This is a genomic window from Levilactobacillus wangkuiensis, from assembly GCF_016861605.1.
Classification (GTDB): Bacteria; Bacillota; Bacilli; order Lactobacillales; family Lactobacillaceae; genus Levilactobacillus; species Levilactobacillus wangkuiensis.
This window is the reverse complement of record NZ_BOLM01000006.1, coordinates 140678-165772: the sequence shown is the minus strand read 5'-3', so window position 1 is coordinate 165772 and position 25095 is coordinate 140678. Positions and strand designations below refer to the sequence as shown.

Here is a 25095-nt window from a genome sequence, read left to right as displayed (position 1 = left end):
AGATAACTAAAACAGAGTGAATGTTTCATGTGGAACATTCGAGTGGAGAAATGGCATGCTAAAATTAGAAGTTTATCAAAATAATCAAGAAGACCGCGACCGAATCGCCAACTACCAGCTAGCAGATGCCACCTTCACGGCCACGCCACAACAAGCTTTGGCGATTGCATTGGATAATCCGGACCGGTTTCCACTGATGGTTTTAGCCGATGATGAAATGGTTGGTTTTTTCGTTCTGATTAGAAATGAGGATGTCCAAGAGGTCGGGGCTGATCCGACAACCGCGATTTTAATTCGCTCGCTTTCAATTGCAGAGAATCACCGGGGACAAGGCTTTGCTCGTCAGATGCTACAGGCGTTACCGCAGTTTGTGCGGGAACGTTTTCCGAGTGCAACCAGCTTAACCTTGTCAGTGGATCATGGAAATTTACCGGCACAGAAACTCTACGAGAAAGCCGGTTATGAAGACACAGGTCGACGACGATACGGTCAATACGGCGAGCAGTTTGTTTTGAGTCAAGAACTATAAAAATAAGGAAGTCCAAGAGTCATAACACATTATGACCATCGGACTTCCTTATTTTTAGTAGTGACGATTAGTGATCTTCAGGCGTTGCGCCATAAGGGGTATAGAAGGTCTTACCACCCAGTGACATGAGGCCATAGTACGAAGGCGCTAAGTCCCACTCCTCACTGTAGTTGGGCTCAGCGTACGTTTTGAGTTGGTTAACGAGAGACAGCCGGTACTGCTTCTTGCCGTGGTAAGTGACCTTAGTCGTCTTAAAGCCCTTTAGTGATTTAGCCAAGTAGAGGTAGCGCGTGTGTCCCTTAACTGTCGTCCGTTGAATTTTTACGGAAGCGGTTGGTTTTGCCCGATACTCAGTGGACTTGCCAGCTGGATTGTTTTTACGAACTTCAACGTAACCGTTCGAAGTGATTTGGACGGATTGCTTGGATAAAGCTTTATTCTTGTTCTTCAGTGCCGTGACACCACCTAAGTAAAAGTCACCATGGCTACCGTTCTTTGGTAGATAGGCTGGGCGTTTAGTCTTAGTAAAGGCGTTTATTTTGGCAGCGCTTGAAGTTGACGCACCATCGCTTGATACCCATAAATTCTGTTGGTAACCTGGGCTTAAGATATTTCGGCTTAAGTAGTTGGTACCAATGGCTAAATTATTGTATTGATTGTAAAACCGGTGAGCTTCAACGACTGTCCCTTTAGGAAGCGTTACAGTTTTATTGATAGACCCCATATCGTCGAAGTAAGGCGTAAATCCAGCTGTGAGCTTGACCTGTTTTGTGGTGCGATAGTACGTGTTCTTGGTTAAGGTAGGCGTGGCTTTGGCAAAGGCGGCTTCACTTACGCGCTGGATTTTTGCAGTTCCTGCTACTTTTGTTTCAGGCTTGTAGGCTAGCTTCTCATCATCCTTGGGATCAAAGCCTTTCGTCAGTCCCTTTGCGTAAACGTAGCCGTATTGTGTGCCATAACTATCGGCAACTTTAAAGTAAGTCGTGGTTTTACCACTGTGTATCATTGTATCTTTTTCGATGACAAACCAACTCAAGTACTCCAAGCTAGCCAGATTGGCCATACGTTTGGTATGGGTCTTGTCCCAAGAATATAAAGCCTTTTGTGGGTTGGTAATGTGATAAGGTTTCGGTGTGACGGTCTGAGTGTCCGTCATTTGATAAGTAGCTTTTGCGTCAGCAGTGGTCGTTAAAGCTAGTGAACTGCCAGCTAGTAAAGCGACCGCGACTGTTAATTTAATCCAATTTTTATGCATTTAGTTAGTCCCCTCTATTTCCCTGGATATATGTGTCTAATGCCAATTGTTGCTAAGATATGTTAATTTCCCCGCGTAATCTCTTAATGCCTTTTCAGTATAGTCCTCTGCTGGTGAGCGTTCAACGGATTCACATTTTGCATGTAGAACTCAGTCGGTGTCGGTGTTTTTTACAATGCCCCCAAGTCCTTCGGCTGCGCCCCGTTCGCCACCAGTCGATTGAACGCAGCGTGGACGACCGGGTCGACGTGGTTGGTGCCGGGGAGGTAGTGAATGCTCTCGGTACCGGCCTGAAGCGCCATCTTGTAGTACCACTTTTTCCAGCGCAAAAAGTCGAGGGGATGTTGGGGCCGCGCCATTTTGGCTTCCAACTGAGCCTCGTGCTCCGCTAGAAAATTGTAGCAGTCGTGTGACGTGCTGTTGCCGGTCATACACAGATCGTGGTGAGGTCTATGTCTTTGACAGCCTTATTCTTTGGGCGGTGTGACGTACTACACACCAATCTGTTTTTTAGTGAAATTAAGACCCTAATCTCGCCTGAAAAGTAGCGCGGTTGGCGCCGACAACAACGATAATCCCGTCAAGCCATCGTTACCACAATCTTGCCGCGTGCATGTCCCTGATGTGAGTAGGCTAACGCTTCAGGCAGTTCAGTCAGCGGAAAGGTTCGGTCGATGATGGGGCGCAGGCGTTCTTGCGCAATCAGGTCCGTGAGAATCGTTAATTGGGCGTGGCTGGGTTTCATGAATAGAAAATGATACGAGACGTGAGCACGCTTAGCCGTTTGGGTTAGCCGGTGACTTGCCAACTGGATGAGCTGGCGTTTCCACCATGGCAATCCGTACGACCGGGCAAATTTAGCATCCGGCAGGCCTGAAATACTGACGACACGGCCGCCCGGTTTCACGATTTGGAAGGCCCGCAACAGGTTGGGTCCCCCCAGCGTATCGAACACCGCGTCGTAACCTGACAAGGTCGTTGCGAAGTCCTCATGATGGTAGTCAATGATTTTGTCGGCCCCCAGTGATTTGACAAACGCCGTGTTTTTCTGACTAGTCGTGGTCGTGACCTTGGCGCCTAGTGTTTTGGCCAACTGGATTGCCACCGTCCCAATGCCACCGGCGCCGGCTTGAATCAGGACGCGCTGTCCCGGTCGCAGGTGCAACAGGTCGTGAAGTGCTTGATAGCTGGTCAGTCCCACCAGGGGAATCGCTGCGGCTTCGGTAAAACTGAGGTTGTGGGGTTTCAATGCGATATCAGCCTGGTCAACAGCTAGATATTCGGCAAAGGTGCCAATGCGGTGCTTGCGGGGACGGCCGTAAACAGCATCGCCGACTTGAAAGTCAGTCACATGGGTACCGACTGCGACCACGGTTCCGGCAAAATCGCTGCCGATAATCAGTGGCATTTGATAAGGTAGCAAGAATTTGAGCCCGCCGGCCATTGTTTTTAAATCGATTGGATTAATGCTAGCCGCCTTGATTTGGACCAGGACATCGTTGGCACTTGGTGTGGGTATGGGGACGCGCTGAATGACCGGCACAGCCTGACGGTAATGGGTAATTAGAGCGGCACGCATAGTTTTTGTCATGAAAATAACCTCTTTTATGGTTTATATTTTTAAACGGATAAAAGGCATTATAGAATATTGGTTTAAAAATATCAACCTTTTAATTGGTGAATACATTCAGTTGACAAGCGGATTGATACATGCTTTAATGGTTTAAAATAGTAAACCAAAGAAGGCGATTCACTTTGTCAAGTTTGATAAAATTAAAGCATGAATTTACCCAATCTAGCGACTTTCTTGTGGCATTGGGTGATCAAAAGCGGCAAACCATTATCATTGCCTTGTTGGACGAAAAAGTGGTTCATCCGGGTCTACAGGTTACTGATTTAGTGGGAGTCACTGGGTTGTCCCGGCCAGCAGTTTCCCACCATTTAAAAATTTTACGGGACGCAAAATTGGTGGATTATCGCCGTGAAGGGACGAAAAATTTCTACTACCTGACGCACGATACCACTGCCATTGATCAATTGAAGACGCTCTTGGACCACGTGATGGAGATTATGACATGCAATCAACAACTATGAAGAAAATTTTAATCGTTGTAACGAATACGTTACACTACGGCCAGACGGATGATCCAACCGGCTTGTGGCTAGGTGAGGCAACCGAGTTTGCTCAGATTTTGGAGCAGGCTGGTTATGTGGTCGACTACGTGAGTCCGCGTGGTGGGTTTGTCCCGTTGGACCCGCGGAGCATGAAGTACACCGACGCCGAAATCATGGAAATGTACGCCACACCTGACTTTCAGCGCAAAGCACTCACGACGTCGCTGGCACCGGAACAGATTGATTTGGCGGACTATGCAGCCATTTATTATGCCGGCGGTCATGGGGTGATGTGGGACTTTCCCGACAACCAACCGCTGCAGGACATAGCTGCCGGTATTTACGCCAATGGGGGCTATGTCACGTCCGTTTGCCACGGAATCGCTGGCCTATTGAACATTAAGACAGCGGCTGGTAATTATCTGATTGCTGATCATCAAGTGACGGGCTTCACCAAGGCAGAAGAAATTCTGGCTGGCAAGCAGCGCGTTGTGCCATTTTTTAATCAGATTGAGGCGGAGAAGCGGGGGGCACATTTCCTGAAACGCCGGGCCTACCGCGAATATGCCGTACAGGATGACCGGCTGATCACTGGACAAAATCCGTTCTCGGCTAAGGCCGTTGGTCGATTGTTAGTGCAGAATTTACAAGCTAAATAAAAACACCCGGTACCCTGAAAAAATGGGTAACGGGTGTTTTTTACAGTGCCCCCAGGTCCTTCGGCCGTGCCCCATTCGCCACCAGTCGATTGAACTCAGCGTGGACGGCTGGGTCGACGTGGTTGGTGCCGGGGAGGTAGTGAATGCTCTCGGTCCCAGCCTGGAGTGCCGTTTTGTAGTACCACTTTTTCCAACGCAAGAAGTCGAGTGTGTGTTGGAGTCGCGCCATTTTAGCTTCCAGCTGGGCTTCGTGCTCCGCTAGAAAATCGTAGCGGTCGTGTAACGTGCTGTCACCGGTCATGCACAGATCAATGAAGTGGCCAATCTGTTTAACGGGAACGCCGGCTTCCTTGAGGCAGACGATGACCTCCAGAAAATTAAAATCGTTATCTTTAAACCGGCGCCGGCCAGCAGCGTTGCGGTCAACGAAGGGCAGGAGCCCCTCCTTATCGTAGTAGCGCAGGGTGTAGGGGCTAATATCGAGCTTATCAGCGACCTGTCCAATCGAGTATGTCATGAAAAAACCTTCTTTTTGAAATTTAGGCTTGACCTAGAGTTAACTCTAGATTCTATACTTGTGCCATTGATTAAACAAGCGAACATTTAGGAGGAACATTTCATGACCGAAAAGAAACCATTAGTTGTTATTACCGGAGCCAGTTCTGGCTTTGGGGCCGAAGATGCCAAATTATTCAACGCGGCGGGTTACCCATTATTGCTGTTGGGCCGGCGTTTAGCCAAGATTCAGGCACTCCCACTCGACTTCACCAACGTCCTGACCGCTGCTGTCGATGTGACGGACCAGGCCGCTTTGGCCGAGGCCATTCACACTGCCGAAGCTCAGTATGGTCCAACCGACCTGTTGATCAACAACGCTGGCGTGATGCTGCTGGGAAACGTCACGCGGCAGGACCCCAAGGAATGGCAAACGATGCTCGACACCAACGTGATGGGTGTGCTCAACGGTACCCAAATTGTCTTGCCCGGCATGATTGACCGCCAGCACGGGACCATCATCAACATGTCTTCAATCGCTGGTTTCAAGGCGTTTGCCAATCATGCGGCCTACGTTGCTAGTAAGTTCGGTGTCCACGGCCTGTCCGAAACGATTCGCCAGGAGGTCGCCGGCGATAACGTCCGGATCTCATTGGTAGCTCCAGGAGCGGGAGAAACGGAGCTGTTGACCCACGTGACCGATGCCGCGGCATTAAAGGATTATGAAGCCTGGAAGCAGACCATGGGTGGTTTGACGTTGGATGCCAAATACGTGGCGCAGACCGTGAAGTTCATCTACGACATGCCGCAAGAGGTTAACATTCGCGAGATTGATTTGGCAGCGACCCGCCAAGATAGCTAATGTTCCACGTGAAACACTAGAATTAATGAGCGCCCGACCACACGGATTTCGTCTGTGACCGGGCGTTTTTTGACAACAGGAGATATGGTATGATAACGGTATCAAAATCTGAAAGGATGACCCTGATGACTAACCGTGACAAGATGCATACCGGCGACCTGTACTTGCCGGACGACCCCGCCATTGAAGTGGAGCAGAAGCGCTACCTCGACCGGCTCTACGACTACAACCATACCCGGCCGAGCGAGCCAGCGAAGCAGCAACAGATTCTCCATGAGTTATTTGCCGACCTGGGGGAAAACTGCTACGTGGAACCGCCATTTCACGCTAACTTTGGTGGGCATCACGTTCATTTTGGCACCAACGTCTACGCCAATTTCAACCTGACCATGGTCGATGACACCCACATTTACGTCGGCGACCATACCATGATTGGGCCCAACGTGACGCTGGCCACGGCCGGCCATCCCATCAACGCCGAGCTGCGTTCCCATAACTATCAGTACAACATGCCGATTCACATTGGCCGCAACTGTTGGCTGGGCGCTGGGGTTATTGTGCTTCCAGGCATCACGATTGGCGATAACGTCGTCGTGGGGGCGGGGAGCATCGTCACCAAGGACCTACCGGACAACGTGGTAGCAGTGGGCAACCCGTGCCACGTGCTCCGGCCAGTCAATGCGCATGACCGCGAGTTTTACTTTAAGGACCGCCGAATTGATCCAAACCTATTTGAAAAATAGAAATGACGTCAGCTTCAGGCGTGTGCCGGAGCTGGCGTTTTTGAATGAAATGCAGGTAATTTTTTCAAACGACATCATGTGTCATGCCAGAGGTGTACGCTAATCGTGTAACGATTACATAAATTGGAGGAGAGAGAAAAATGAAATTAACCCAAGCACTAGCCCTCGTCACCGTCACCACCGGATTGGGCCTCGCCGGAGCCATTACGTTGCCCGGCAACACCACACAGGCAGCGGCTAAGTCGACGCTGAAGACCTTTCCCAAGGCCTTTCGGCATAACTGGTATATGACAGCAGGAAAGCGTGGTAATGCCATGAAGATTACGGCTAAGACAAATCGTATGCGCTACAACACGGACACAGGTTTTGTTAAATTTAACCTGCACGCGCACAAGCGGCCATTTCCTAATAATAAGAATAAATATAAGCCATTATGGATTTACGCCAAAAAGCAACACGGCACAGTTCACATTGGCCTGTGGAATAAGAGTGTAACGCTGCCACTAGAAGGTAGCTACCGGGTTAGAACCAAGACTTATAGGAACCGGAAGATTAAGGTGCTTCAAAAAGTTTCAGGCGGCCATGTTGACAGTACGTACTACACCACAAAGAAATTAGCAGCTCACTTTAACAAGTAATGGTCGACTCAAAAACTAGGAATAACGTCCTCCATCAAGGACAACGTTATCCCTAGTTTTTTACGCAGTATCGGTCGTTTTTCGCTTCATAAATATAAAAATATCCCCTTGCTAGTAGCAAACGACATGATGTGTCATGCCATTATTGTACGATAGGTGCATAATCAGTTGGCACAAATTGAGAATTGTTAAAACTAAGATGATTGAAGGGAATCAGCAATATGAGCGAAGAGAAAGCACAGGTCCGGACTAACGCGGACGTTCAGCAGGTTTACCATGAAGCAGAGAAACTTAAAAAATCACGGGAATGGCGGATGGCCCAGCACGATTGGACCGTCGACAAGCTGCAAACCCTGCAGGCAATGGCGCTGCCGGAATTAATTGAACATTTACAGGCGGTTGTCGCAACAAAAGTGGCGATGGACAATTTAAATACGGCCTATCAACGAAAGACGGACAACTTCTTGAACGCCTTTAATAATCACGTGAGCGATTTAGATGATAAATTTAAACAATACGCCTATCTGAATCAACATCCAGGTGAAATCGCCTACTGCCGAACTCACCACGTGAAGAGTTTGCCCACAACGAAGCCGATTAATAATCGGAGCACCAAGGTGGCTAAGATTGGGACGGTTGTGAGCTTTGCGGCGTGCTATATTTTGACCTTCCATAACAATTTCTTGATGAATTGGATAGTTACCGGACTACCACTGCTGCTACTAATGATTATTGGCATGGTGGGCTTCCCACTGTTATACATAGCGGCCAAGTTTCATCTACCTTTTTCTCAACCCTGGGCCATGTATCACAATTATCGTATCCTAGCCTTAGGCAAACGGATTCGGCGGGCAGATGAACGTTACTGTCAGGAGAATAACTGTGATGACGCATCACTGCGAAAACAGTTCAAGTATGGTGAAAGTTTAGATGCCAATCGGGGACTTTATTAAAAACCAAGCAGAAAACCTGCGATTTTAATCGCGGGATGAATGCCAAAACTTAATAATTTTTCTCGAAACATACGTTCCCCCGAAAAGCTAAATATGGTATACTAAATCCAATCTACAGGGGAGGTATCCATTGGTTAAATTAGGGCGGACAATCAAACTGAGACTCTATCCGGACACTGATCAAGCAGCGGATTTTTCAGCAATGAGTCAAGAATATCAACGCTTAGCTAATATTGTCAGTCAATGGATTTTTGACCATGAGTTTCAGTTAAGCTGGTTAAAAATCAATCACCATCTGTACAAAATGTTTAGACAAGAATCACCGCTCAACAGTCAGATGGTCCAGTTTGTCTTTCGGACAGTGGTGGCTCGCTACAAAACAGTTCGGGAACAGATGAAACAGCATCCTTACTGTTACAAGAACGAAGAACATAAATGGGTTCAAGTTACTAGAGACCTGAACTGGTTAGTGCAACCCATCCAGTTTCGTCGACCACAAGCAGACTTAGTTCGCCATAGCAATTATTCTTTCGTAGAAGACATGCAACAAATCTCGATAACCACTCTAGGTAAACGGACTAAGTTGGAATTCACCAGCAAAGGATTTGAAAAATACTTTACCGAGGATTGGAAACTAGGTACCGCTAAGTTGGTCCACAATCGGGGTAAGTGGTTCTTGCATATCGGTATCACAAAGGAAACTAGCGATTTCAATCCCAAGGATAACCCGCAAATTGTAGGTATTGACCGTGGTCTTCGCTTTCTAGCAACCGCCTTTGATAGTGAAGGAAAAACACTATTCTTTGATGGCCAAAAGATCTTACTTAAGCGGAAGAAGTTCTTAGAGATCCGTCGGCAATTACAAAGTAAGGGTACCAAATCTGCCAAGAAAAAGTTGAAGCAACTAGCTCAACGAGAGAACCGCTGGATGACCGATGTGAATCATTGGCTAGCTAAGACACTTGTTGCGGCATATGGGTCGCATACGCTTTTTGTTTTGGAAGACTTAACCAACGTGACATTCAATACCGACGACTTACCTAAATCGCTACGCAATAGTCATCGTTCCTGGTCCTTTTTCCAGCTGGAATCTTTCTTAACATACAAAGCTCAGGCTATTCAAAGCACCGTAGTGAAAGTGAATTCAGCATTCACTTCACAACGCTGTCCTAAGTGCGGACTCGTTGAGAAGGCCAATCGACATCACGAGACTCATGAGTATTGGTGTAAACAATGCCAGTTTCGTTGTAACGACGACCGATTAGGGGCAATGAATATTGAAATGCTGGGTCAAGAATGGTTAAGCGGTGTCAAGAGACCAAAGATTAAGAAGCTAACAGCTGTTGGGTAGATCCTGATAGTTAAACGGGTAGCCGTCAATTACCCGATGATGTTGCCACTACGAGTAGGAGTGCCTAATGGGCATGTTGGACTACTGTGTCGTCAGACACGTGAGCGACAAGCCTCTGAATTTATTCAGGGGCAATTGACGAAGGACAGCAATGATCGCATCAATCATTACTACGGTCGGGCACATAAGTATTATTAAGGAAAGGTCATTTATCTTTGTAATCGGCGTAAACTTAATTCGGCCGTGCAATATAATTAACGTGACATTGATTTGAAATGTTAAAAGGTCCGCTACTTGCTAGAGTTAGCCTCTAGTAGTAACGGACCTTTTAGTTTGATTCAGTCTAATTGTCGTTTGAAGCCGGGACGGTTCTTTAGCTTCGCCAGTAGCCATGCTCCTGTTCCACGGCCATTTGTCCCGCCAGGTTCAGGTAGTTAAAAGGTTCGCTGAAATTAGGCGAAAACAGCATGTCCAGCAGGGCCAATTGGTCGATGGTCCCGCCGTTTTGAATCAGTGCGGACACTGTATTGGCTGCCTGGGAAACGTCGTGCTTGCAGAGGAGTTGTGCGCCCAGAATTTTCCGGTTATTGCGATCGTACAGCAGCTCCACCGTGATGGGGTGGGGGTCCGGCATGAAGCCTGGCCGGTAAGTTCCGGTATACTCGACGTGCCCGACGTTCAGTTCCGCCGCCTGCGCTTGTGCCAGGGTCAGCCCGGTGCAAGCCATGGTGTCATCGAAAATTTGCATGCCCGTGGTGACCTGGGTGCCGAGCGTCCGTAAACGCCGGTCGCCGACGTTGATGCCGGCCACGGTGCCTTGCCGCACGGCGCTGGAAACCAGTGGCGCGTACGTGGCACCGGTCGACGGATTATCGCGACTGAGCACCGCATCGCCGGCCGCAAAAATATCGGGGTCGGAGGTCTGCAGGTAGTCGTCGACCAAAATTGCGCCGTTCTTAGCCATTTTAACCTGGCCAGCCAACAGATCCGTTTGGGGAATCATGCCGGCGCTAATGGCGGCCATGTCGACGTGGTAGCTGTCATGGTTGGTCTCAATCAACAGCTGATTATTTTCGGCATCCTGAAAGGAGGTGACGACCGTGTTCGTTAAGACGTGGACGCCTTTGGCCGTTAAGAGCTCGGTAATCTTGTCCGCGATAGCTGGTTCGACGTAAGTGTTGAGCAAATGAGCTGGTTTCTGAATCAGCAGGACTTGATAGCCAGCGGTCGCGTATCCTTCGGCGAGCTCAACGCCGACGTAGCCTCCGCCAACGATGGCGACGCTCTGCTGACCAGCGGCGTAGGTGCACAGGTCATGGGCCTCGTCGTAGGTCTTGCACAGCAGGACTTTGGGATTCTCCACGCCGGAAATGGCGGGGATGGCCGTGACGGAGCCGGTGGCCATGATGAGTTTGTCATAGGTGTCGCGTTCGATTTTCTTGGTAATTAAATCCTGGACCAACAAACAGTGGGTCTTCGTGTTGATGCGAATGACATCGTGGTTGGTGGCCATGTTCACGCCTTGCTTAACGAAGTCTGCGGGCTCGGCGTAACGCGCGTCGGCAAGGGCTTCCACGGTGCCTTCAATATGTAAATACGTGGCACAGGACAGGTATGAAATCGTGTTTTGCCGTTCATAAACGGTGATTTCAGCGTCAGGATAATAAGTTAAAATTTGTTTGACCGCAGCAATACCTGCGTGGGTACAGCCGATGACGACGACTTTCATAAGATTAATCATTTCTTTCTATTACTAATTGACTTCATTATAGTATACTGTTCAGTAAGGTAAAGCAATGCAAATTGTTCATGAGGGGGTAGTATTTTTTGGAACCAATCTATCGGTATTTTGTGCAACCACAGATTAATACGGAAACGAAAACAGTTTTTGGTTATGAACTCTTGATGAAGCAATTGACCCCTGACGGTTGGCGTTTACCGGAATCTTTTTCCGCTATCGATCCACAGATTGTGGCAGATCTGCTCGTGGCAACCACGAAAGTTCTGTCGCCTAAGGTTCGGTATTGTTCAGTAAATGTCAACCGTGAGCAATTAATGACGACGTCAATTGCGTCCGCTATCACAAAAAGCCAGGAACAGATTTATCCGACGCGTTTAGTCGTTGAACTCACCGAAGATGATGGACCACAAAAGTATGCGGTTCAAGACCTGATTCCCCAGCTGAAAAAATTCATTGATCAGGGGATGGAACTGTCGCTAGATGACGTTGGTACGGGTGATAATTATTTCACAGATATCCAAGATTTATTGCCACTGGCGTCCGAAGTTAAATTTGCGTTACAAAACTTCAACCAAGGTTTCAGCGACCCCAAGATTCAGCAACAGGTCCATTTCTGGCGCGCCATAACGGCAGAGTATGGGTTGCGCTTGGTGCTGGAGGGCATTGAAGATCACGCGGACAGCGTGCTGAGTAAGCGACTGGGCATTCGGTTGAAGCAGGGATACTACTTCAGTAAGCCGCGCCTGCTCAAGCTTCCCGGTGACACGTTTGACGCGGGTTAAACTGATTGTTGCTTCGCCTCCGGGCTGGTGAAAAATGGGCCGTGGCGCTGTGGGCGCCCGCCCGAAGCCTGAGGGGCGGTCTTCGGGCTTACTTTGAGCCGGAAATCGCGTCTCAAAGATAGCAGTTGCCTTAGCGGGTTCCCCGCTTAGGCAACTCCCACGGCTGAGCCCATTTTCACCAGCCCTGCGGCTGACACTGGTTTAACTCGCCAAATGTATCGCCACCTAAGTCTTTTGGCTTAGGTGATACCTTGAGTTTACTCCAGGGGTTCAGTGGTTACTAATAACTTGACCCCCAACTTTCAAAGTAAATCGCACAAGCTTCAAAATAACTAATGCCACGCGTGCCGTATCCAGGTACGCGTTTTTCTGTGCAGTAAAACGATTAATTGTAGATAATAAAAATAATTTATACCTAGTGGTGGTATTTAATGATTACGGTAACTATAATGGGGCTAGACAAGTTGACTACTGGTAACTATTGCAAAAATAATAATGGGTGACTAACCATTAAATAGGGATAAAGTGGTCAATAGCATTTACCTATAATCCAGCAAAATGATGGATTTATTAAAATTGGTTTGGGGAGAAAGGGCGACGATGGATGACAAGGAAACAATGGCAGGAGTTACTAGTGGCAGCGTTATTGGTGGTGTTGGCAATCGGTGTTTTACGTCGTCCACGGTCACGTGTGCAGGCGGAAGCAGCGACCACGACCGTCCCAGGAAAGGGGACGCCTAGCGCCGCGCCGTTTGGCTTATTTGGCTTTTATTTGAATACGGGATTCAGTTTACAGCCGGAAGACCGCTATACCTATGTCAATAACGCCAAGCTGTTGACGACCGATACGGCGCACTCGATGTGGGCAATATTTAATCTGACAGCTAAGGATCATTTTCAGTGGTATCAGTCGGTTGATGGCGGGAAAAATTGGACCAAAGCGCAGGATGGCAATAAAGCATCTGATAAGTATGGGACAACGCCGGATTTAATTGTGACACCCTCTCAAGAAGGTACCGTCTATTACCAAGCCACATTTCAGTATTATACGGTCCTGCCAATCTGGCCAGTGACGAGCACCTATTTCTCTAGAGTCGCCGCAGTAACAACCTTACCAGCGCCAATCGATGCTAGTGCAGTCAAGGTTTCCATCGATAACGATTATTTATACAACAACCAGGATGCGGCGGCCTCGACGTTCGTCCACGGTCAACCAACGCCAGCGAACGCAACGGGAAATATCACCTGGACCAGTAGTGATCCGACTATCGCGACGGTGGATGCCAAAACGGGGAAGGTCACGGCAAATAAATCAGACAAAGACGGCCAGGTAACTATCACAGGGACCGTCCAAAATGATGGGCTGGCCGACGTGAGCGATTCGGTCACACTGACCGTTGGTGGTGGGTTGGCAGATCAAACAGTCACAGAGGGGCAGTTCGCCGATTTCCACGTACTAGGGAATATCGATCAGAAGCCGGACAAGGTCACCTGGCACCGAGTTGACGCTAATGGTCAGAATAAAGTTGTGGCCAACACACAGAGCCTGAATTACCAGACCCCAAAGACCACGCTTCAGGACGACGGTGCCCTGTATTACGCTGAGGTCACGGTTACTATGCTAGATGAACAGGAAAAGCCGCAGACACAGACGATTAAGACGCGTCAGGCTAAACTGACGGTCAATCCAAGCACGACGCCCCAGGTCACTATCACCAGTGAAATGACGAACTTAACCGCGTCGTCAGAAGCTACCACCACTGCACAACAACTGTCTGGGACTGTTAATCCAATTCGAAATGATGATACTGCCCATAATTTGACCAACATCGTGCAGGGGGACCACTGCCAAATCAAAGGGACCATCGTGGATGCCAATTGGTTTTATTCGACGATGGCTAGCGGCGAGTTGACGTTTGAACTGCCTAGTAGCTTAAGTAACCAGGTGGTGTTTAAACTCAATGGTGAGCCACAGGCAGTTGCTAAACAAACGGTCGGGGCAGAGACGATATTTTCGGTTAGTGGTCTTGACTTCAGCCAGGTGATTTTTGGAAGTTACGAGTACGAAATTGACTTCACCTCACCCATCACGACTAACCAGCTCTACACCACCGGCGTGCGGTTGCGGGGAAGTGACAAGAACAATCAATCACTGGGGACTTACAGCGGTCCCAGCCTTAGACTGAACTTTACCGATGGCGCTATCGATGCAACGGCCCATCCGATTACCTTTGGGACCCTAGATAAAACCAGTCTAGGTCAAACGGTGGCGGGCCAAGTCGTGGACGGTGGGAACCTGCTCGACGTCAGGGACAATCGGCGCCGGCGCGACCAGGTGGCCGTCCAACTGCAACAGAGCACCCCCTTTTACAGTGGGGACCGGCCATTGGCGGCAGACCTGTTCTACGACAGTGGCTCGCTGTCCTATCCGTTGTCGAACGTTGCTCAAACCGTCATCAACGCTGGGGCCGGCATTGCGGTTCAGTCGATTGGGACCAAGGGTGAGCACCTGAATCTGAAGCTGTTATATGCCGCTTACCAGGCTGGCCACTACACCTCGACGCTGAACTGGACGTTTGCAACAGTTCCTAGTGTGTAAATGTTTCACGTGAAACATCGTTAGCCATAATGATTACAGAAACGGCCAATCCCACCACGCGTAGGGTTGGCCGCTTTTTGTCAACCAATAACTCCCATCTTATGCTTAAATAGTTAAAATAATTTACGATTAAAATGGTATTTGTTAAAAATAAAAAGTATAATAAAACCAGACAGAGTCGTTAATTTGTAACACCAGAAATGGCTGATTGACGAAATCTCACATAGACATCAGATGTTTGCCGAAAACTAGGTCAGCAAACGAATGATCGTCAGGACTTATTGGGTAATGGACTAGGCATTAATAACCGAAAAGTGTGACGGTTTTAACCACTATTTGGTTGAACTTTTTAAATTTAGAACTTTAGGTTGAGAAACAGTTCGATGGGGTCGACTGAGATAGTGGGTACACGGAAACGTCAAGGCAGCCAGTTCAGGAAAAGCTGCCGGGGCACTCTTCGCGTGTGTAAAGGGAGACGATGCTATGACAAAGAAGAAATTAGGACGGGTGTTGCTGATGTTAGCAGCATTGTTCGTTGCTGGCGGATTTTTCAATGGCACGAAACGTGCGCCGGTTGCGGAAGCCGCGGTCACCGGCTATGGCACGCCAACACCAGATATTAGTAGTTTTTTGTTTTGGTACACGGGTACGGGATTTCGGCTGCAGCCACAGGATGAGTATACGGCGGCGGGGACGTCTAAGACGTTAACGACTGGGGTTGGGTATTCATTTCTGGATACTTTCTTCAATCCCTTGTCTTATAACCATTATCAGTGGTACCAGTCGACTGATTCGGGGGCTAATTGGAAATCAATCAGTGGAGCAACGAACTCTAGCCTAACAGTTACGCCAACTAAACCAGGAACGACGTATTATCAGGAGCGATTTGGGTACTACCTTGGTATTTTCCCATCCATTTTTCAGACGTATTACTACTCGCGGGTAGCTTCCGTCACGGCCTTAGGAGATCCAGTCAGCGCGACGGGGTTATCCGTGACAGCAGATGATAGTTATCTTTACAGCAACCAAGGAGATATGGATAGCTATCAATCAACTGCGGCAACAACTTCCGTTCATGGCAAACCAACGCCATCTAATGCGACCGGAGATATTACTTGGACCAGTAGCAACCCAAGCTTAGCTGCAGTCGATAAAGATAGCGGAACGGTTACGGCGAACACTGACAGTAAATCTGGTACAGTGACTATCACCGGGACAATTAAAAATGATGATGGCACGACCAAGAGTGGTTCCGTTGATATTAAAGTCGGTGGTGGGTTAGACGACCAAACTGTCGATGTGGGGAAGGCAGCGACTTTCAAGGTTCAAGGAAGTTTTCCAACGGCGCCTAAGTCTGTTGTTTGGTACCGGGAGAATCCGGGCAGTAGTACTGCAACAAAAGTCGCAAGTGGAACTAGTTTGACGTACACGACGTCAGCTACGACCTCAGCGGACGATAATGCGAAATACTATGCCGAAGTCACGGTTGCTTCTGGTTCTCAGTCAAAAGTGATTACTACGAACACAGCCAATTTAAACGTGACGTATACGACGTCGCCTAAGGTATCTATCACTAGTAAGGCGACCGATTTGACGGACAACACTGGAAATTCGGACAGCTACCTGAGTAATATTGTTGCTGGGGATAGCGTTGAAATCACTGGAACTATCACGGATTCTAATGCGGACTCTACGATGAAGTCGGGTGTCCTTAAGATTAAGGTGCCAGCTAATATTAGTAACACAGCAATCTATATTGACGGTGACAGAAAATTTTATGGTAATCCAGCGGGTTTTCCAACGGAGGTTACGAACTCATCAGGAGGAACCGATTATTACCTGGTTGTTAATACGCGAACGAACTTTACAACGTCAAAAACACATACGTATAAGATTGATTTTCAATCGTTGGAAACTACCAATATGGACTTTACGACTAGTGTGCAACTAGAGGGCTATGATGGCGCTACGGCAGGTACGATGCTGGACACCTATCAGAGCCAAAATCTTAGTTTGAACTTCTCAGCCAATACACTGACGGCAAAGGCGGGGGATGTGACGTTTGGGTCGCTTTCTTATGCTAACGTCAATCAGGATATTGAAGGTCACGTTGAGGGCGGTGGCAACCTGTTGACTATTTCAGATGATCGGCGAGTCAAGTCGGGTACAACTACGATTAGTCTGAAGCAAGAAGGTGCATTTGAAACTGCGGATGGTAGTCATACATTGGATGCGACCCTGAGCTATACTAATGGAAATCGTGTGATTCCTCTAACAGGTCAAGATTCTCAGCCTATTTTGAATGCGGGCCCCGGGATTGCAGTTGGTTCACTTAATGCAGATCATGGTCAGAAATTGTTGTTGAATATGCCTAGTCAGGCTATCTACACGGGAAGCTATTCAACGACTCTTGACTGGACAATTTCGAATGTACCATCATAATTGAATAATATGAAGTGGTCGACAGTGATGTCGGCTATTTTTTATGGGATGGCGAATAATTCTCCAATTAAAAACGCAATAAAACACCACCCATCCGACACCAAATGTCGACCAATCAATCCGCCACAAACTCCCGAACGATAAGCGTTGACCGCCAAAATCTGAAAGCGTATTCTGAAATTAAGCGTGGCCCCGACAACTAGATGGAGTTAGTTAAGGGGCACATTTATTTCAGAAAATGGGGAGGACAAGTTAATGACAAAAAACTGGCAACGCGGCCTGCTCGTGGTGGGCCTAATGGTGGCCGGGCTCAGTGTGGGACAACCAACGACGGCCAATGCGGCGACCAAGCTGGCCGTCGTGCCCAAGGCCCTGCGTGGCACCTGGGTGACCCACTACCGCGAAAGCAAGAGTTATGGCGTAGAAATTTTCACAGCCACGACCTGGCGGGAACGGATCGGTCGGACGAAGACCCAAGCGCTACACGCAAAGAATAAATCCCGGTACCAGCTGCGACAAACCAAGCCAATCAATCAGCGGACCTTCACTCTGACGGGAACGCGTGGCCATTGGCAGGCCCATTATCGGTTAAACGACATGGCCTTCCCCAACCAAAGTATCTGGCTCAAGCAACGGCGGCTGAAGGGGAAGACTCAGCTCGTACTAACGGCGTTTAATCCAGCCCGCACAGATGTCTTTACCAAGGTCACCAAAAAATAACCATTAATAATTGGAGGAATTCCCATGAAACTGACGACTCTCGTGACCGCGACCCTCCTGACCCTAACGCTAGGCGTTGCCGGGGTAGCGCTGACGCCAGCAACCACTGGACAGGCCAAAGCTAAGACCACCCTGAAGACCTTTCCCAAACAGTTACGCGGCACCTGGTACGCGGATGCCGGGAAAATCGATGGCTATCACTACTACAACGGCGTTCGCTTCACGGCCAAGCAATTCTATTTTCAAGCCAACGTCACCAAAAATTTTGTCGGATTCCCACTACATGCCCATAAATTACCATTCAACGGCACGAAGAAGGGCCATCTGGAATGGGCTTACGCGACGAAGCATCACGGCTTAGTGAAGGTAGCACCTTGGAATCGTAACGTTACCTTGCCACTGGCCGGGTACTATCGGAAGACCACGACGAAGATCAAGGGGCACAAGGTCACCGTCGTTCAGGAAGTTTCCGCGAATAAGAAATACGTCAATTATCAATACTACGCCACCAAGAAATTGGCGCGGCAGTTTGCGAAACACTAATCAAATAACCTCGTAAGGGCAGTCGATGCGGCTGTCCTTTTTTCTTAGATTGGTCCTAGCAGGTGCATTCTATCGGTAGTTACGGTAAGATTGGCGTAATGACTTTTAACGGTAACGATGTTTTACCATTCGGGAGGGAATCGTATGACAAGTAGTGATATTGAAACGGTATGGTCGACTTTTCGGGCCGCCACGGCATATAAGGTCTTAGAGATATATCCGGAGCAAATTGTGAAGCAAGTTGTGTTTACCTTTACAAGTATGCTCCAGGAGGTCAATCACGTTGATGCTTGCCAATGGGATAATCAAATGGTAGCGGAAGGATTAACTGTTTTGAATCAGCAGGCCCAACAAGATAGTGATCCGCTGGCCCTGACAATTTTGAAGCTAAACTACAGCGTGTTAAAACCGTTCTTATTGTTTTGGGCGAAGGCTAAGGAAAGCCAGCTGCAGGTAAAACCGATTCGTCAATTTCTAAAAGAGTTCGAAGTGGTGACGGGGATGGATGGGAGTCCGATTGATGTGGATGCCCTATCAGTCCAGGATCCAATTCCGGATCAACCTTGGCTAGCACAATGGCAGGAGCGCACGGCGAACGACATTCAGCGTTACACGCAAGACTGGTTAACTGCGTACCTCACCAGTCCTGCATGGGCACAGGATCAAGCGACAGGCGTGACAGAAGACCAGCTGGATAGACTATTAACGTATGTCGTGACGCAGGGGTATGATAAATACCGCAAGACACCGAAAAGTTGGAGTAAGAAAGTGCTAGCCGGGGTGTTGGACGAGGTCGTCGCTAATTTAGATTTGACGGCGGCAGAACTGTCCCTGACAATTCCGGCCATGGGTCATTTGCTAGAATTCGCCGGTGAGCAGGGCTGGTTAAACGCGAAGAAGGCCAGCACGTATCAACGGTATTTGACGGACCTTACACCGGAAACGATTGAGCGGGCCAAGGATGACAGTAATTTCGGCCCGGATAAACAAATCTTTAATGCCATGGTTGCTCAGGGCATCGACATCGAGGACGAAGCGGCAGTCAGAGCCTTTCTAGAACAGATCAAAGCGCAAGGCGGATTGGTAGATAGCAAATACGAGGGTGGTATGCGTCTGCCAGATGGCATTGACCTGACGGCTGACGAATATAACCTCCTGCTGGATGACGATGATCTGCTCTACACCTTTGCGGAAAGGTATGAGCCAGATCCAGGACAAGACTACCTGCGAAAGCATCACGTTATGACCTATGACGGGCGAAAATGGCAGGAAGACGATGCCGATAGTGCGCACGTCTTTGGCATCGTGGTGGGCTTACAAGTGTGGTTACGTCGACAAGACTATCAGCTATCTCAGCAGTGGCAGGTAGCTGAGAATACGCTGGCGATGGTTGCCGGTGTTGCTGATATGTTATATAGTCAGCACCTCATCACGTTGGAGCAGTCGACGCCAGCCATCTGGCAGGAGTTTGGCCGATGGATTCAGGACGCCACGCCAGATCCAGATGGCATGCGGGAATTAATGCGCGCCATTGCTCACGTCCTGCAAGACGCCGGTTACATGGCACCCCAAGCAGGAGATAAACTGATTGCGGCCCTCACGGCGAGCCAACCGAAACATCAGAAAAAGACCGGCAACGTGCTTTCGTTTAAGGAAGCCCGCAAACGGCGTAAACACAAGAAACGTTAAGCTAATAAAAGGAGAACACCAACATGAAACACATCGTAGCGGGAATTGTTGCCCACGTTGATGCCGGCAAGACCACGCTATCGGAAGCGCTACTGTACCAGTCCGGCGCGGTGCGGCAACTGGGCCGAGTTGACAACGGGGATGCCTTCTTGGATCCGGACGACTTAGAAAAACAACGCGGCATCACCATCTTTTCTCACCAGGCTAGTTTGACGCATGACGATCTGCACCTCACCTTGCTGGACACCCCGGGGCACGTGGACTTTGCCTCACAAACGGAACAGGTGCTCAGCGTCCTGGACTATGCCGTCCTGGTGGTTTCGGCCACTGACGGCGTTCAGGGCTACACACGGACCCTATGGCGGTTGCTCGACCACTACCAGGTGCCGACGTTTATCTTCGTAAATAAAATGGATGCCCCTACGGCTGACCGCGAGCGCGTTTTAAGCCAGTTGCAGGAGACCTTCTCAGCGGGTTGTGTGGCCTTCGCTGGAACGAGCTTACCAGATGAATCAGCCGAAGACGTCGCCATGCAAGACGACGCGGTGCTGACGGATTATCTGGAGACCGGTAGCCTCAGTGACGACACGGTTCGCCGAATGATTCAACAGCGAAAAGTCTTTCCTTGCTACTTTGGGGCGGCTTTAAAATTAGACGGTGTAGACGACTTTTTGTCTGGATTATCTTACTGGACACAGGAAAACACCTATCCAGCTGAATTTGGGGCCAAGGTCTTCAAGATTTCCCATGACCAGGATGAACGGCTGACCTGGGTTCGGGTGACCGGTGGTGAGCTGGCGAACAAGGATGTCATTTTAGACGAGCAAAAGGTGAATCAGCTCCGTGTCTACAATGGAAGTAAATTCACGATTCAGCCCACGGTGGCTGCGGGGGAGGTCTGTGCGATTCCCAATCTCACGGGTACCCATCCAGGGCAGGGGTTAGGGCAACAGGTGGCGGCCCGGACACCGGAGATTCAGCCGGTGCTGACCTATACCGTGGATCCCCAGGGCGCCGACCTGCACCACTGTCTGACCGTGCTGCAGGAGCTAGAGGATGAGGACCCCCAGCTTCACGTGACTTGGTCCAATCAGCTCCAGGAAATTCGCGTGCAGATCATGGGCGCCGTTCAGCTAGAAATTTTGCAGCAGATGCTCCATGACCGGTTTAATCTGGATATTGGATTTGGCGAGGGGAGCATCCTCTATCAGGAAACGATTACCCAGGCGGTCGAGGGCGTTGGCCATTTCGAACCGCTCCGGCACTACGCGGAGGTCCACCTCCTGATGACGCCGGCGCCTCGCGGCAGTGGCTTAACGTTTGCGGCCGACTGCTCACTGGAAGTGCTGGGCAAGAACTGGCAACATCAGGTGCTCACCAACCTGCGGGCCAAGAAGCAACTGGGGGTCTTGACGGGTTCGCCACTCACCGATGTGAAAATCACGTTGGTGACGGGGCGGGCCAGCATCGTCCACTCGGTTGGCGGAGACTTCCGGGAGGCCACGTGGCGCGCCGTGCGGCAGGGGTTAATGATGTTGCGCGAGCAAGGAGCTTGCCAACTGTTGGAGCCTTGGTACCAATTCCGCTTGGAAGTTGGTCAGGACCAGGTGGGTCGGGCGATGAACGATATTCAACGGCTCCATGGGCAGTTTGATACCCCGGACGACACCGCTAGTGCCAACGGCATGGTCGTTTTGACCGGGACCGCCCCCGTCGCTGAAATGCAGGGGTATTCGCAGGAGGTCTTGGCTTACACGCATGGTCAGGGCCAACTGGAATGCCTGGTCGATGGCTATCGGCCGTGTCACAATCAAGCGGAAATCGTGGCGGCCCAGGGCTACGCGCCCGTCGCCGACCTGCCCAATACGCCGGACTCCGTGTTCTGTGCGCATGGGGCCGGCTATCCCGTTCCGTGGGATGAGGTGCCGGGGATGGCGCACGTGGATTATGCCTACTCGGCCGCGGATCTACAGGCGTTAGGCTAGTCAACTAACGGTCAATTGACGCGGAATTCATTAAAGACTAAGCAGGAAACCTGCGATTTCAATCGCGGGATGAATGCTAGAACTTAATACTTTCTAAAACACACGTTCCCCTATTGGATGGCTAAGCATGGTATACTTAGACCAATCTTCAGGGGAGGTAGCTATTGGTTAAACTAGGTCGAACGGTTAAATTACGACTCTATCCAGACGCCGAACAGTCAGCAGATTTCTTAGCAATGAGCCGAGAGTACCAGCGATTGGCTAATATCGTCAGTCAATGGATCTTTGACCACGAGTTTCCGTTAAGTTGGTTAAAAATCAATCACCAGCTGTACCAAGTTTTCAGACAAGAATCACCATTGAACAGCCAAATGATTCAGTCTGTCTTTCGAACGGTCGCAGCGCGTTACAAAACTGTTCAGGAGCAAATGAAGCAACATCCTCGCCGTTATAAGAACGAAGACAACAAGTGGATTCAAGTTCCCAGGGACTTGAATTGGTTGGAAAAACCCATCCATTTTTGCCGACCACAGGCAGATTTAGTTCGCCAAAGAAACTATTCCTTTGTAGATGAGATGAAACGAATCTCAATCACTACCCTAGGTAAGCGGACGAAGTTGTGCTTTACCGACAAAGGCTTCGAAGACTATTTTCACGGAGACTGGAAACTCGGTACCGTTAAATTAGTCCACAGTCGTGGTAAGTGGTTTCTCCATATTGGTATCACCAAGGAAGTTGATGACTTTGACAAACAGGGCTGTCCGAAGATTGTCGGGATCGATCGTGGTTTACGCTTTCTGGCAACAATCTATGATCACTTGGGCAAGACATTGTTCTTTGACGGCCAGAAAGTTTTACGCAAGCGAAAGAAGTTCTTAGAAGTCCGTCGACAACTACAAAGTAAAGCTACCAAGTCTGCCAAGAAAAAGCTGAAGCGACTAGCGCAACGAGAGAACCGCTGGATGACTGATGTGAATCATCAGCTAGCTAAGACACTCGTTGCACGATACGGTTCGCATACACTTTTTGTCCTAGAGGACTTAACCAACGTAACATTCAACACCGATGACTTACCTAAGTCCCTTCGGAATAGCCATCGCTCTTGGTCCTTTTTCCAGCTAGAGTCTTTTTTAACATACAAGGCTCAGGCCATTCAGAGCATCGTTGTAAAAGTGAATCCAGCATTCACCTCGCAAAGATGTCCCAAGTGTGGCCTAGTTGAGAAGACTAATCGTCATCACGAAACGCATGAGTATTGGTGTGTCCAATGCCAGTATCGGTGTAATGATGACCGATTAGGCGCCATGAATATCGAAATGCTTGGTCAAAAATGGTTGAGTGGTGTCAAACGACCAAAAATCAAAAAAATAACAGCTATTGGGTAGATCCTGATAGTTAAACGGGTAGCTGTCAATTACCCGACGATGTTGCCACTACGAGTAGGAGTGCCTAGCTGGCATGCTTGACTACTGTGTCGCCGGACACGTGAGCGACAAGCCTCTGAATTTATTCAGGGGCAATTGACTCCGTGGTAATCTACCAACAACTAATATATCGGAGGAATTGCCAGATGTCAGTCGTTCAATAGGCGTTACGCAGGTTGCTAAGAAAGTGGTTCAACACCGCTGACTTTAGTGTGCCCGCAAATGCTTGAACGACGAAATAGACATCTGTGCCCTCATAAAGCTTTTGGGGTGCAGTCACGACTGCGCCTTTTTTGTCGTCAGCCTTTCGGGTACCGTCACGAACGAAAGGATTTGAACGAGTTGAAAATTGATTTACAAGCGTACGGCTTAACTGAACGGGTTGCGCAACTGGCCGCGATGGAACCAGCATTGACCCTGGCCCGGGTGACCGAGCAGCATAGAGAAGCCTACCAAGTTATCAGTGTGAGCGGACCAGTCGCTGCCGAACTAGCCGGAAAGTTCCGACACACAGCGAAGGTCGCCGCGGATCTGCCAACGGTGGGGGACTGGGTGCTGGCGACCGTAGCCCCAGACGACCAATTGGCCGTGATTCAGCAGGTTCTGCCCCGCCAGAGTGTTCTGGAACGGGCCGCTGTTGGCAAAACCGGTGCGGGTCAGCTGATTGCGGCCAACGTCGACACCATCTTCATCTGCATGTCGTTGAATGCCAACTTTAACGGGCACCGCCTGGAACGCTACCTGACGATGGCCTGGGATAGCGGGGCCGTGCCGGTCGTTGTCCTGACCAAGGCCGACCTGTGTGCCGATGTGGCTGAAAAATTGGCAGCGTTGGCCGACGTGACGCTGGGCGTGGACGTGGTCACGTGTTCCGCCACCACGGGCGATGGTGTTGCGGCTTTGCAGGCCTACCTGACGGACAATCGGACCGTGTCATTTATCGGGTCGTCTGGCGTTGGGAAGTCCACGCTGATCAACAGGCTGCTGGGCCACGAGACGTTGGTTACTCGAGAAATTCGGACGGACGATGACAAGGGCCGGCACACAACCACGGCGCGGGAGTTGTTGCGGCTGCCTAGTTGCGGCGTGGTCATTGACACCCCGGGGATGCGGGAGCTTCAAGTCCAGGGTGGGGACCTGACCAAGGCCTTTGCGGACATCACCGCGCTGGCAGACCAGTGTAAGTTTCGCAACTGTACCCACCAAACGGAACCGGGATGCGCGGTGCAGGCGGCCATTGCGGCGGGTGACCTGGACGCCGAACGTTTAGCCAGTTACCGCAAGCTCCAGCTGGAAATGAGCTACAGTGACATGAGCGCCAGAGAACGGGAAAATGCTAAGATTCAGCGGTTCTTCGGTGGCAAAAAGGAAATGAAACAAACCAGAGACCACATGCAACAGATTCGCCGGCGGTAATGTTTCATGTGAAACATCTAAATGAATAGATGAACGCCCCCATTTTCAGCGAGAAGCCATGCTGAAAGCGGGGGCGTTTTTAGGTTAGACGCATTGCGACAGGGTGGTCAGGGTTGTGGTAAGCTAGGCTAAGTTACCGAGATACGTAGGATTT

The 25095-nt window shown here is 49.6% G+C and carries 22 protein-coding genes; 17 read left to right on the top strand and 5 right to left on the bottom strand.

Annotated elements, in window-relative coordinates:
* The first annotated feature begins 55 nt into the window (after window positions 1-55).
* The gene (locus tag JUF13_RS06455; RefSeq protein ID WP_203638614.1) at window positions 56-529 is read left to right on the top strand and encodes a GNAT family N-acetyltransferase; all 474 of its coding nucleotides are present in this window, start codon (window positions 56-58) and stop codon (window positions 527-529) included.
* Window positions 530-596: 67 nt separating this feature from the next.
* Here JUF13_RS06455 and JUF13_RS06450 read toward each other — a convergent pair whose 3' ends face one another.
* From JUF13_RS06450 to JUF13_RS06440, 3 genes are all read right to left on the bottom strand, one after another.
* Entirely contained in the window at window positions 597-1784 is a 1188-nt protein-coding gene (locus JUF13_RS06450) for a hypothetical protein (RefSeq protein ID WP_203638611.1), read from the bottom strand.
* Window positions 1785-1954: 170 nt separating this feature from the next.
* A complete protein-coding gene (locus JUF13_RS06445) occupies window positions 1955-2155 on the bottom strand; it encodes a hypothetical protein (RefSeq protein WP_203638610.1) in 201 nt (66 codons plus the stop codon).
* 209 nt (window positions 2156-2364) lie between these two features.
* Entirely contained in the window at window positions 2365-3375 is a 1011-nt protein-coding gene (locus JUF13_RS06440; RefSeq protein ID WP_203638605.1) for an NADP-dependent oxidoreductase, read from the bottom strand.
* Between the two features lie 164 nt (window positions 3376-3539).
* Between JUF13_RS06440 and JUF13_RS06435 the strand changes: the two genes are divergently transcribed.
* Both JUF13_RS06435 and JUF13_RS06430 read left to right on the top strand, forming a co-directional pair.
* Window positions 3540-3878, top strand: coding sequence for an ArsR/SmtB family transcription factor (locus JUF13_RS06435; protein WP_203638601.1), 339 nt, complete (start codon window positions 3540-3542; stop codon window positions 3876-3878).
* Window positions 3875-4558, top strand: a complete 684-nt coding sequence (locus JUF13_RS06430) for a type 1 glutamine amidotransferase domain-containing protein (protein ID WP_203638675.1) — start codon at window positions 3875-3877, stop codon at window positions 4556-4558. The genes JUF13_RS06435 and JUF13_RS06430 overlap by 4 nt, the downstream gene beginning before the upstream one ends.
* 40 nt (window positions 4559-4598) lie before the next feature.
* Here the strand turns inward: JUF13_RS06430 and JUF13_RS06425 are convergent, their stop codons facing one another.
* Window positions 4599-5075, bottom strand: a complete 477-nt coding sequence (locus JUF13_RS06425; protein WP_203638596.1) for a MerR family transcriptional regulator — start codon at window positions 5073-5075, stop codon at window positions 4599-4601.
* Window positions 5076-5177: 102 nt separating this feature from the next.
* Here JUF13_RS06425 and JUF13_RS06420 point away from each other — a divergent pair, with 102 nt between their 5' ends.
* The 5 genes from JUF13_RS06420 to JUF13_RS06400 all read left to right on the top strand — a co-directional run bounded on the left by JUF13_RS06420 (window position 5178) and on the right by JUF13_RS06400 (window position 9600).
* Window positions 5178-5915 (top strand): SDR family oxidoreductase, encoded by a 738-nt coding sequence (locus JUF13_RS06420; RefSeq protein ID WP_203638592.1) that lies wholly within the window; start codon window positions 5178-5180, stop codon window positions 5913-5915.
* An 89-nt stretch (window positions 5916-6004) separates the two neighbouring features.
* Window positions 6005-6658 (top strand): sugar O-acetyltransferase, encoded by a 654-nt coding sequence (locus JUF13_RS06415; protein WP_373300818.1) that lies wholly within the window; start codon window positions 6005-6007, stop codon window positions 6656-6658.
* Between the two features lie 140 nt (window positions 6659-6798).
* A complete protein-coding gene (locus JUF13_RS06410; protein WP_203638588.1) occupies window positions 6799-7296 on the top strand; it encodes a hypothetical protein in 498 nt (165 codons plus the stop codon).
* Window positions 7297-7517: 221 nt separating this feature from the next.
* A complete protein-coding gene (locus JUF13_RS06405) occupies window positions 7518-8249 on the top strand; it encodes a hypothetical protein (RefSeq protein WP_203638583.1) in 732 nt (243 codons plus the stop codon).
* A 130-nt stretch (window positions 8250-8379) separates the two neighbouring features.
* Complete coding sequence (locus tag JUF13_RS06400; protein ID WP_203638579.1) at window positions 8380-9600, top strand: RNA-guided endonuclease TnpB family protein; 1221 nt, start codon at window positions 8380-8382, stop codon at window positions 9598-9600.
* Window positions 9601-9973: 373 nt separating this feature from the next.
* On the opposite strand, the gene JUF13_RS06395 is transcribed toward JUF13_RS06400, so the two are convergent.
* Entirely contained in the window at window positions 9974-11341 is a 1368-nt protein-coding gene (locus tag JUF13_RS06395) for an FAD-dependent oxidoreductase (RefSeq protein ID WP_225893624.1), read from the bottom strand.
* An 86-nt stretch (window positions 11342-11427) separates the two neighbouring features.
* On the opposite strand from JUF13_RS06395, the gene JUF13_RS06390 reads away from it, so the two are divergent.
* The 9 genes from JUF13_RS06390 (at window position 11428) to rsgA (ending at window position 24941) form a co-directional block, all read left to right on the top strand.
* Window positions 11428-12123 (top strand): EAL domain-containing protein, encoded by a 696-nt coding sequence (locus JUF13_RS06390; protein ID WP_203638575.1) that lies wholly within the window; start codon window positions 11428-11430, stop codon window positions 12121-12123.
* Between the two features lie 604 nt (window positions 12124-12727).
* The gene (locus JUF13_RS06385) at window positions 12728-14722 is read left to right on the top strand and encodes an Ig-like domain-containing protein (protein WP_203638573.1); all 1995 of its coding nucleotides are present in this window, start codon (window positions 12728-12730) and stop codon (window positions 14720-14722) included.
* A 483-nt stretch (window positions 14723-15205) separates the two neighbouring features.
* The gene (locus tag JUF13_RS06380) at window positions 15206-17164 is read left to right on the top strand and encodes a hypothetical protein (RefSeq protein WP_203638571.1); all 1959 of its coding nucleotides are present in this window, start codon (window positions 15206-15208) and stop codon (window positions 17162-17164) included.
* A 255-nt stretch (window positions 17165-17419) separates the two neighbouring features.
* A complete protein-coding gene (locus JUF13_RS06375) occupies window positions 17420-17884 on the top strand; it encodes a hypothetical protein (RefSeq protein WP_203638567.1) in 465 nt (154 codons plus the stop codon).
* A gap of 24 nt (window positions 17885-17908) precedes the next feature.
* Window positions 17909-18427 carry a hypothetical protein gene (locus JUF13_RS06370; RefSeq protein WP_203638565.1) on the top strand — a complete coding sequence of 173 codons (519 nt, stop codon included), beginning with the start codon at window positions 17909-17911 and terminating at the stop codon, window positions 18425-18427.
* Between the two features lie 144 nt (window positions 18428-18571).
* The gene (locus JUF13_RS06365) at window positions 18572-20116 is read left to right on the top strand and encodes a hypothetical protein (protein ID WP_203638562.1); all 1545 of its coding nucleotides are present in this window, start codon (window positions 18572-18574) and stop codon (window positions 20114-20116) included.
* Window positions 20117-20139: 23 nt separating this feature from the next.
* Window positions 20140-22101, top strand: coding sequence for an elongation factor G (locus JUF13_RS06360; RefSeq protein ID WP_203638560.1), 1962 nt, complete (start codon window positions 20140-20142; stop codon window positions 22099-22101).
* 164 nt (window positions 22102-22265) lie between these two features.
* Window positions 22266-23486, top strand: a complete 1221-nt coding sequence (locus JUF13_RS06355) for an RNA-guided endonuclease InsQ/TnpB family protein (RefSeq protein ID WP_203638558.1) — start codon at window positions 22266-22268, stop codon at window positions 23484-23486.
* Between the two features lie 381 nt (window positions 23487-23867).
* Complete coding sequence (gene rsgA / locus JUF13_RS06350; protein ID WP_236002678.1) at window positions 23868-24941, top strand: ribosome small subunit-dependent GTPase A; 1074 nt, start codon at window positions 23868-23870, stop codon at window positions 24939-24941.
* Window positions 24942-25095: the final 154 nt, after the last annotated feature.

Excerpts from the sequence above, each read along its gene's own strand:
- JUF13_RS06455 (WP_203638614.1), top strand. The coding sequence starts at position 56 with ATGCTAAAATTAGAAGTTTATCAAAATAATCAAGAAGACCGCGACCGA.
- JUF13_RS06450 (WP_203638611.1), bottom strand. The coding sequence starts at position 1,784 with ATGCATAAAAATTGGATTAAATTAACAGTCGCGGTCGCTTTACTAGCT.
- JUF13_RS06440 (WP_203638605.1), bottom strand. The coding sequence starts at position 3,375 with ATGACAAAAACTATGCGTGCCGCTCTAATTACCCATTACCGTCAGGCT.
- JUF13_RS06430 (WP_203638675.1), top strand. The coding sequence starts at position 3,875 with ATGAAGAAAATTTTAATCGTTGTAACGAATACGTTACACTACGGCCAG.
- JUF13_RS06425 (WP_203638596.1), bottom strand. The coding sequence starts at position 5,075 with ATGACATACTCGATTGGACAGGTCGCTGATAAGCTCGATATTAGCCCC.
- JUF13_RS06420 (WP_203638592.1), top strand. The coding sequence starts at position 5,178 with ATGACCGAAAAGAAACCATTAGTTGTTATTACCGGAGCCAGTTCTGGC.
- JUF13_RS06415 (WP_373300818.1), top strand. The coding sequence starts at position 6,005 with ATGATAACGGTATCAAAATCTGAAAGGATGACCCTGATGACTAACCGT.
- JUF13_RS06410 (WP_203638588.1), top strand. The coding sequence starts at position 6,799 with ATGAAATTAACCCAAGCACTAGCCCTCGTCACCGTCACCACCGGATTG.
- JUF13_RS06405 (WP_203638583.1), top strand. The coding sequence starts at position 7,518 with ATGAGCGAAGAGAAAGCACAGGTCCGGACTAACGCGGACGTTCAGCAG.
- JUF13_RS06395 (WP_225893624.1), bottom strand. The coding sequence starts at position 11,341 with ATGATTAATCTTATGAAAGTCGTCGTCATCGGCTGTACCCACGCAGGT.
- JUF13_RS06385 (WP_203638573.1), top strand. The coding sequence starts at position 12,728 with ATGACAAGGAAACAATGGCAGGAGTTACTAGTGGCAGCGTTATTGGTG.
- JUF13_RS06380 (WP_203638571.1), top strand. The coding sequence starts at position 15,206 with ATGACAAAGAAGAAATTAGGACGGGTGTTGCTGATGTTAGCAGCATTG.
- JUF13_RS06375 (WP_203638567.1), top strand. The coding sequence starts at position 17,420 with ATGACAAAAAACTGGCAACGCGGCCTGCTCGTGGTGGGCCTAATGGTG.
- JUF13_RS06370 (WP_203638565.1), top strand. The coding sequence starts at position 17,909 with ATGAAACTGACGACTCTCGTGACCGCGACCCTCCTGACCCTAACGCTA.
- JUF13_RS06365 (WP_203638562.1), top strand. The coding sequence starts at position 18,572 with ATGACAAGTAGTGATATTGAAACGGTATGGTCGACTTTTCGGGCCGCC.
- JUF13_RS06360 (WP_203638560.1), top strand. The coding sequence starts at position 20,140 with ATGAAACACATCGTAGCGGGAATTGTTGCCCACGTTGATGCCGGCAAG.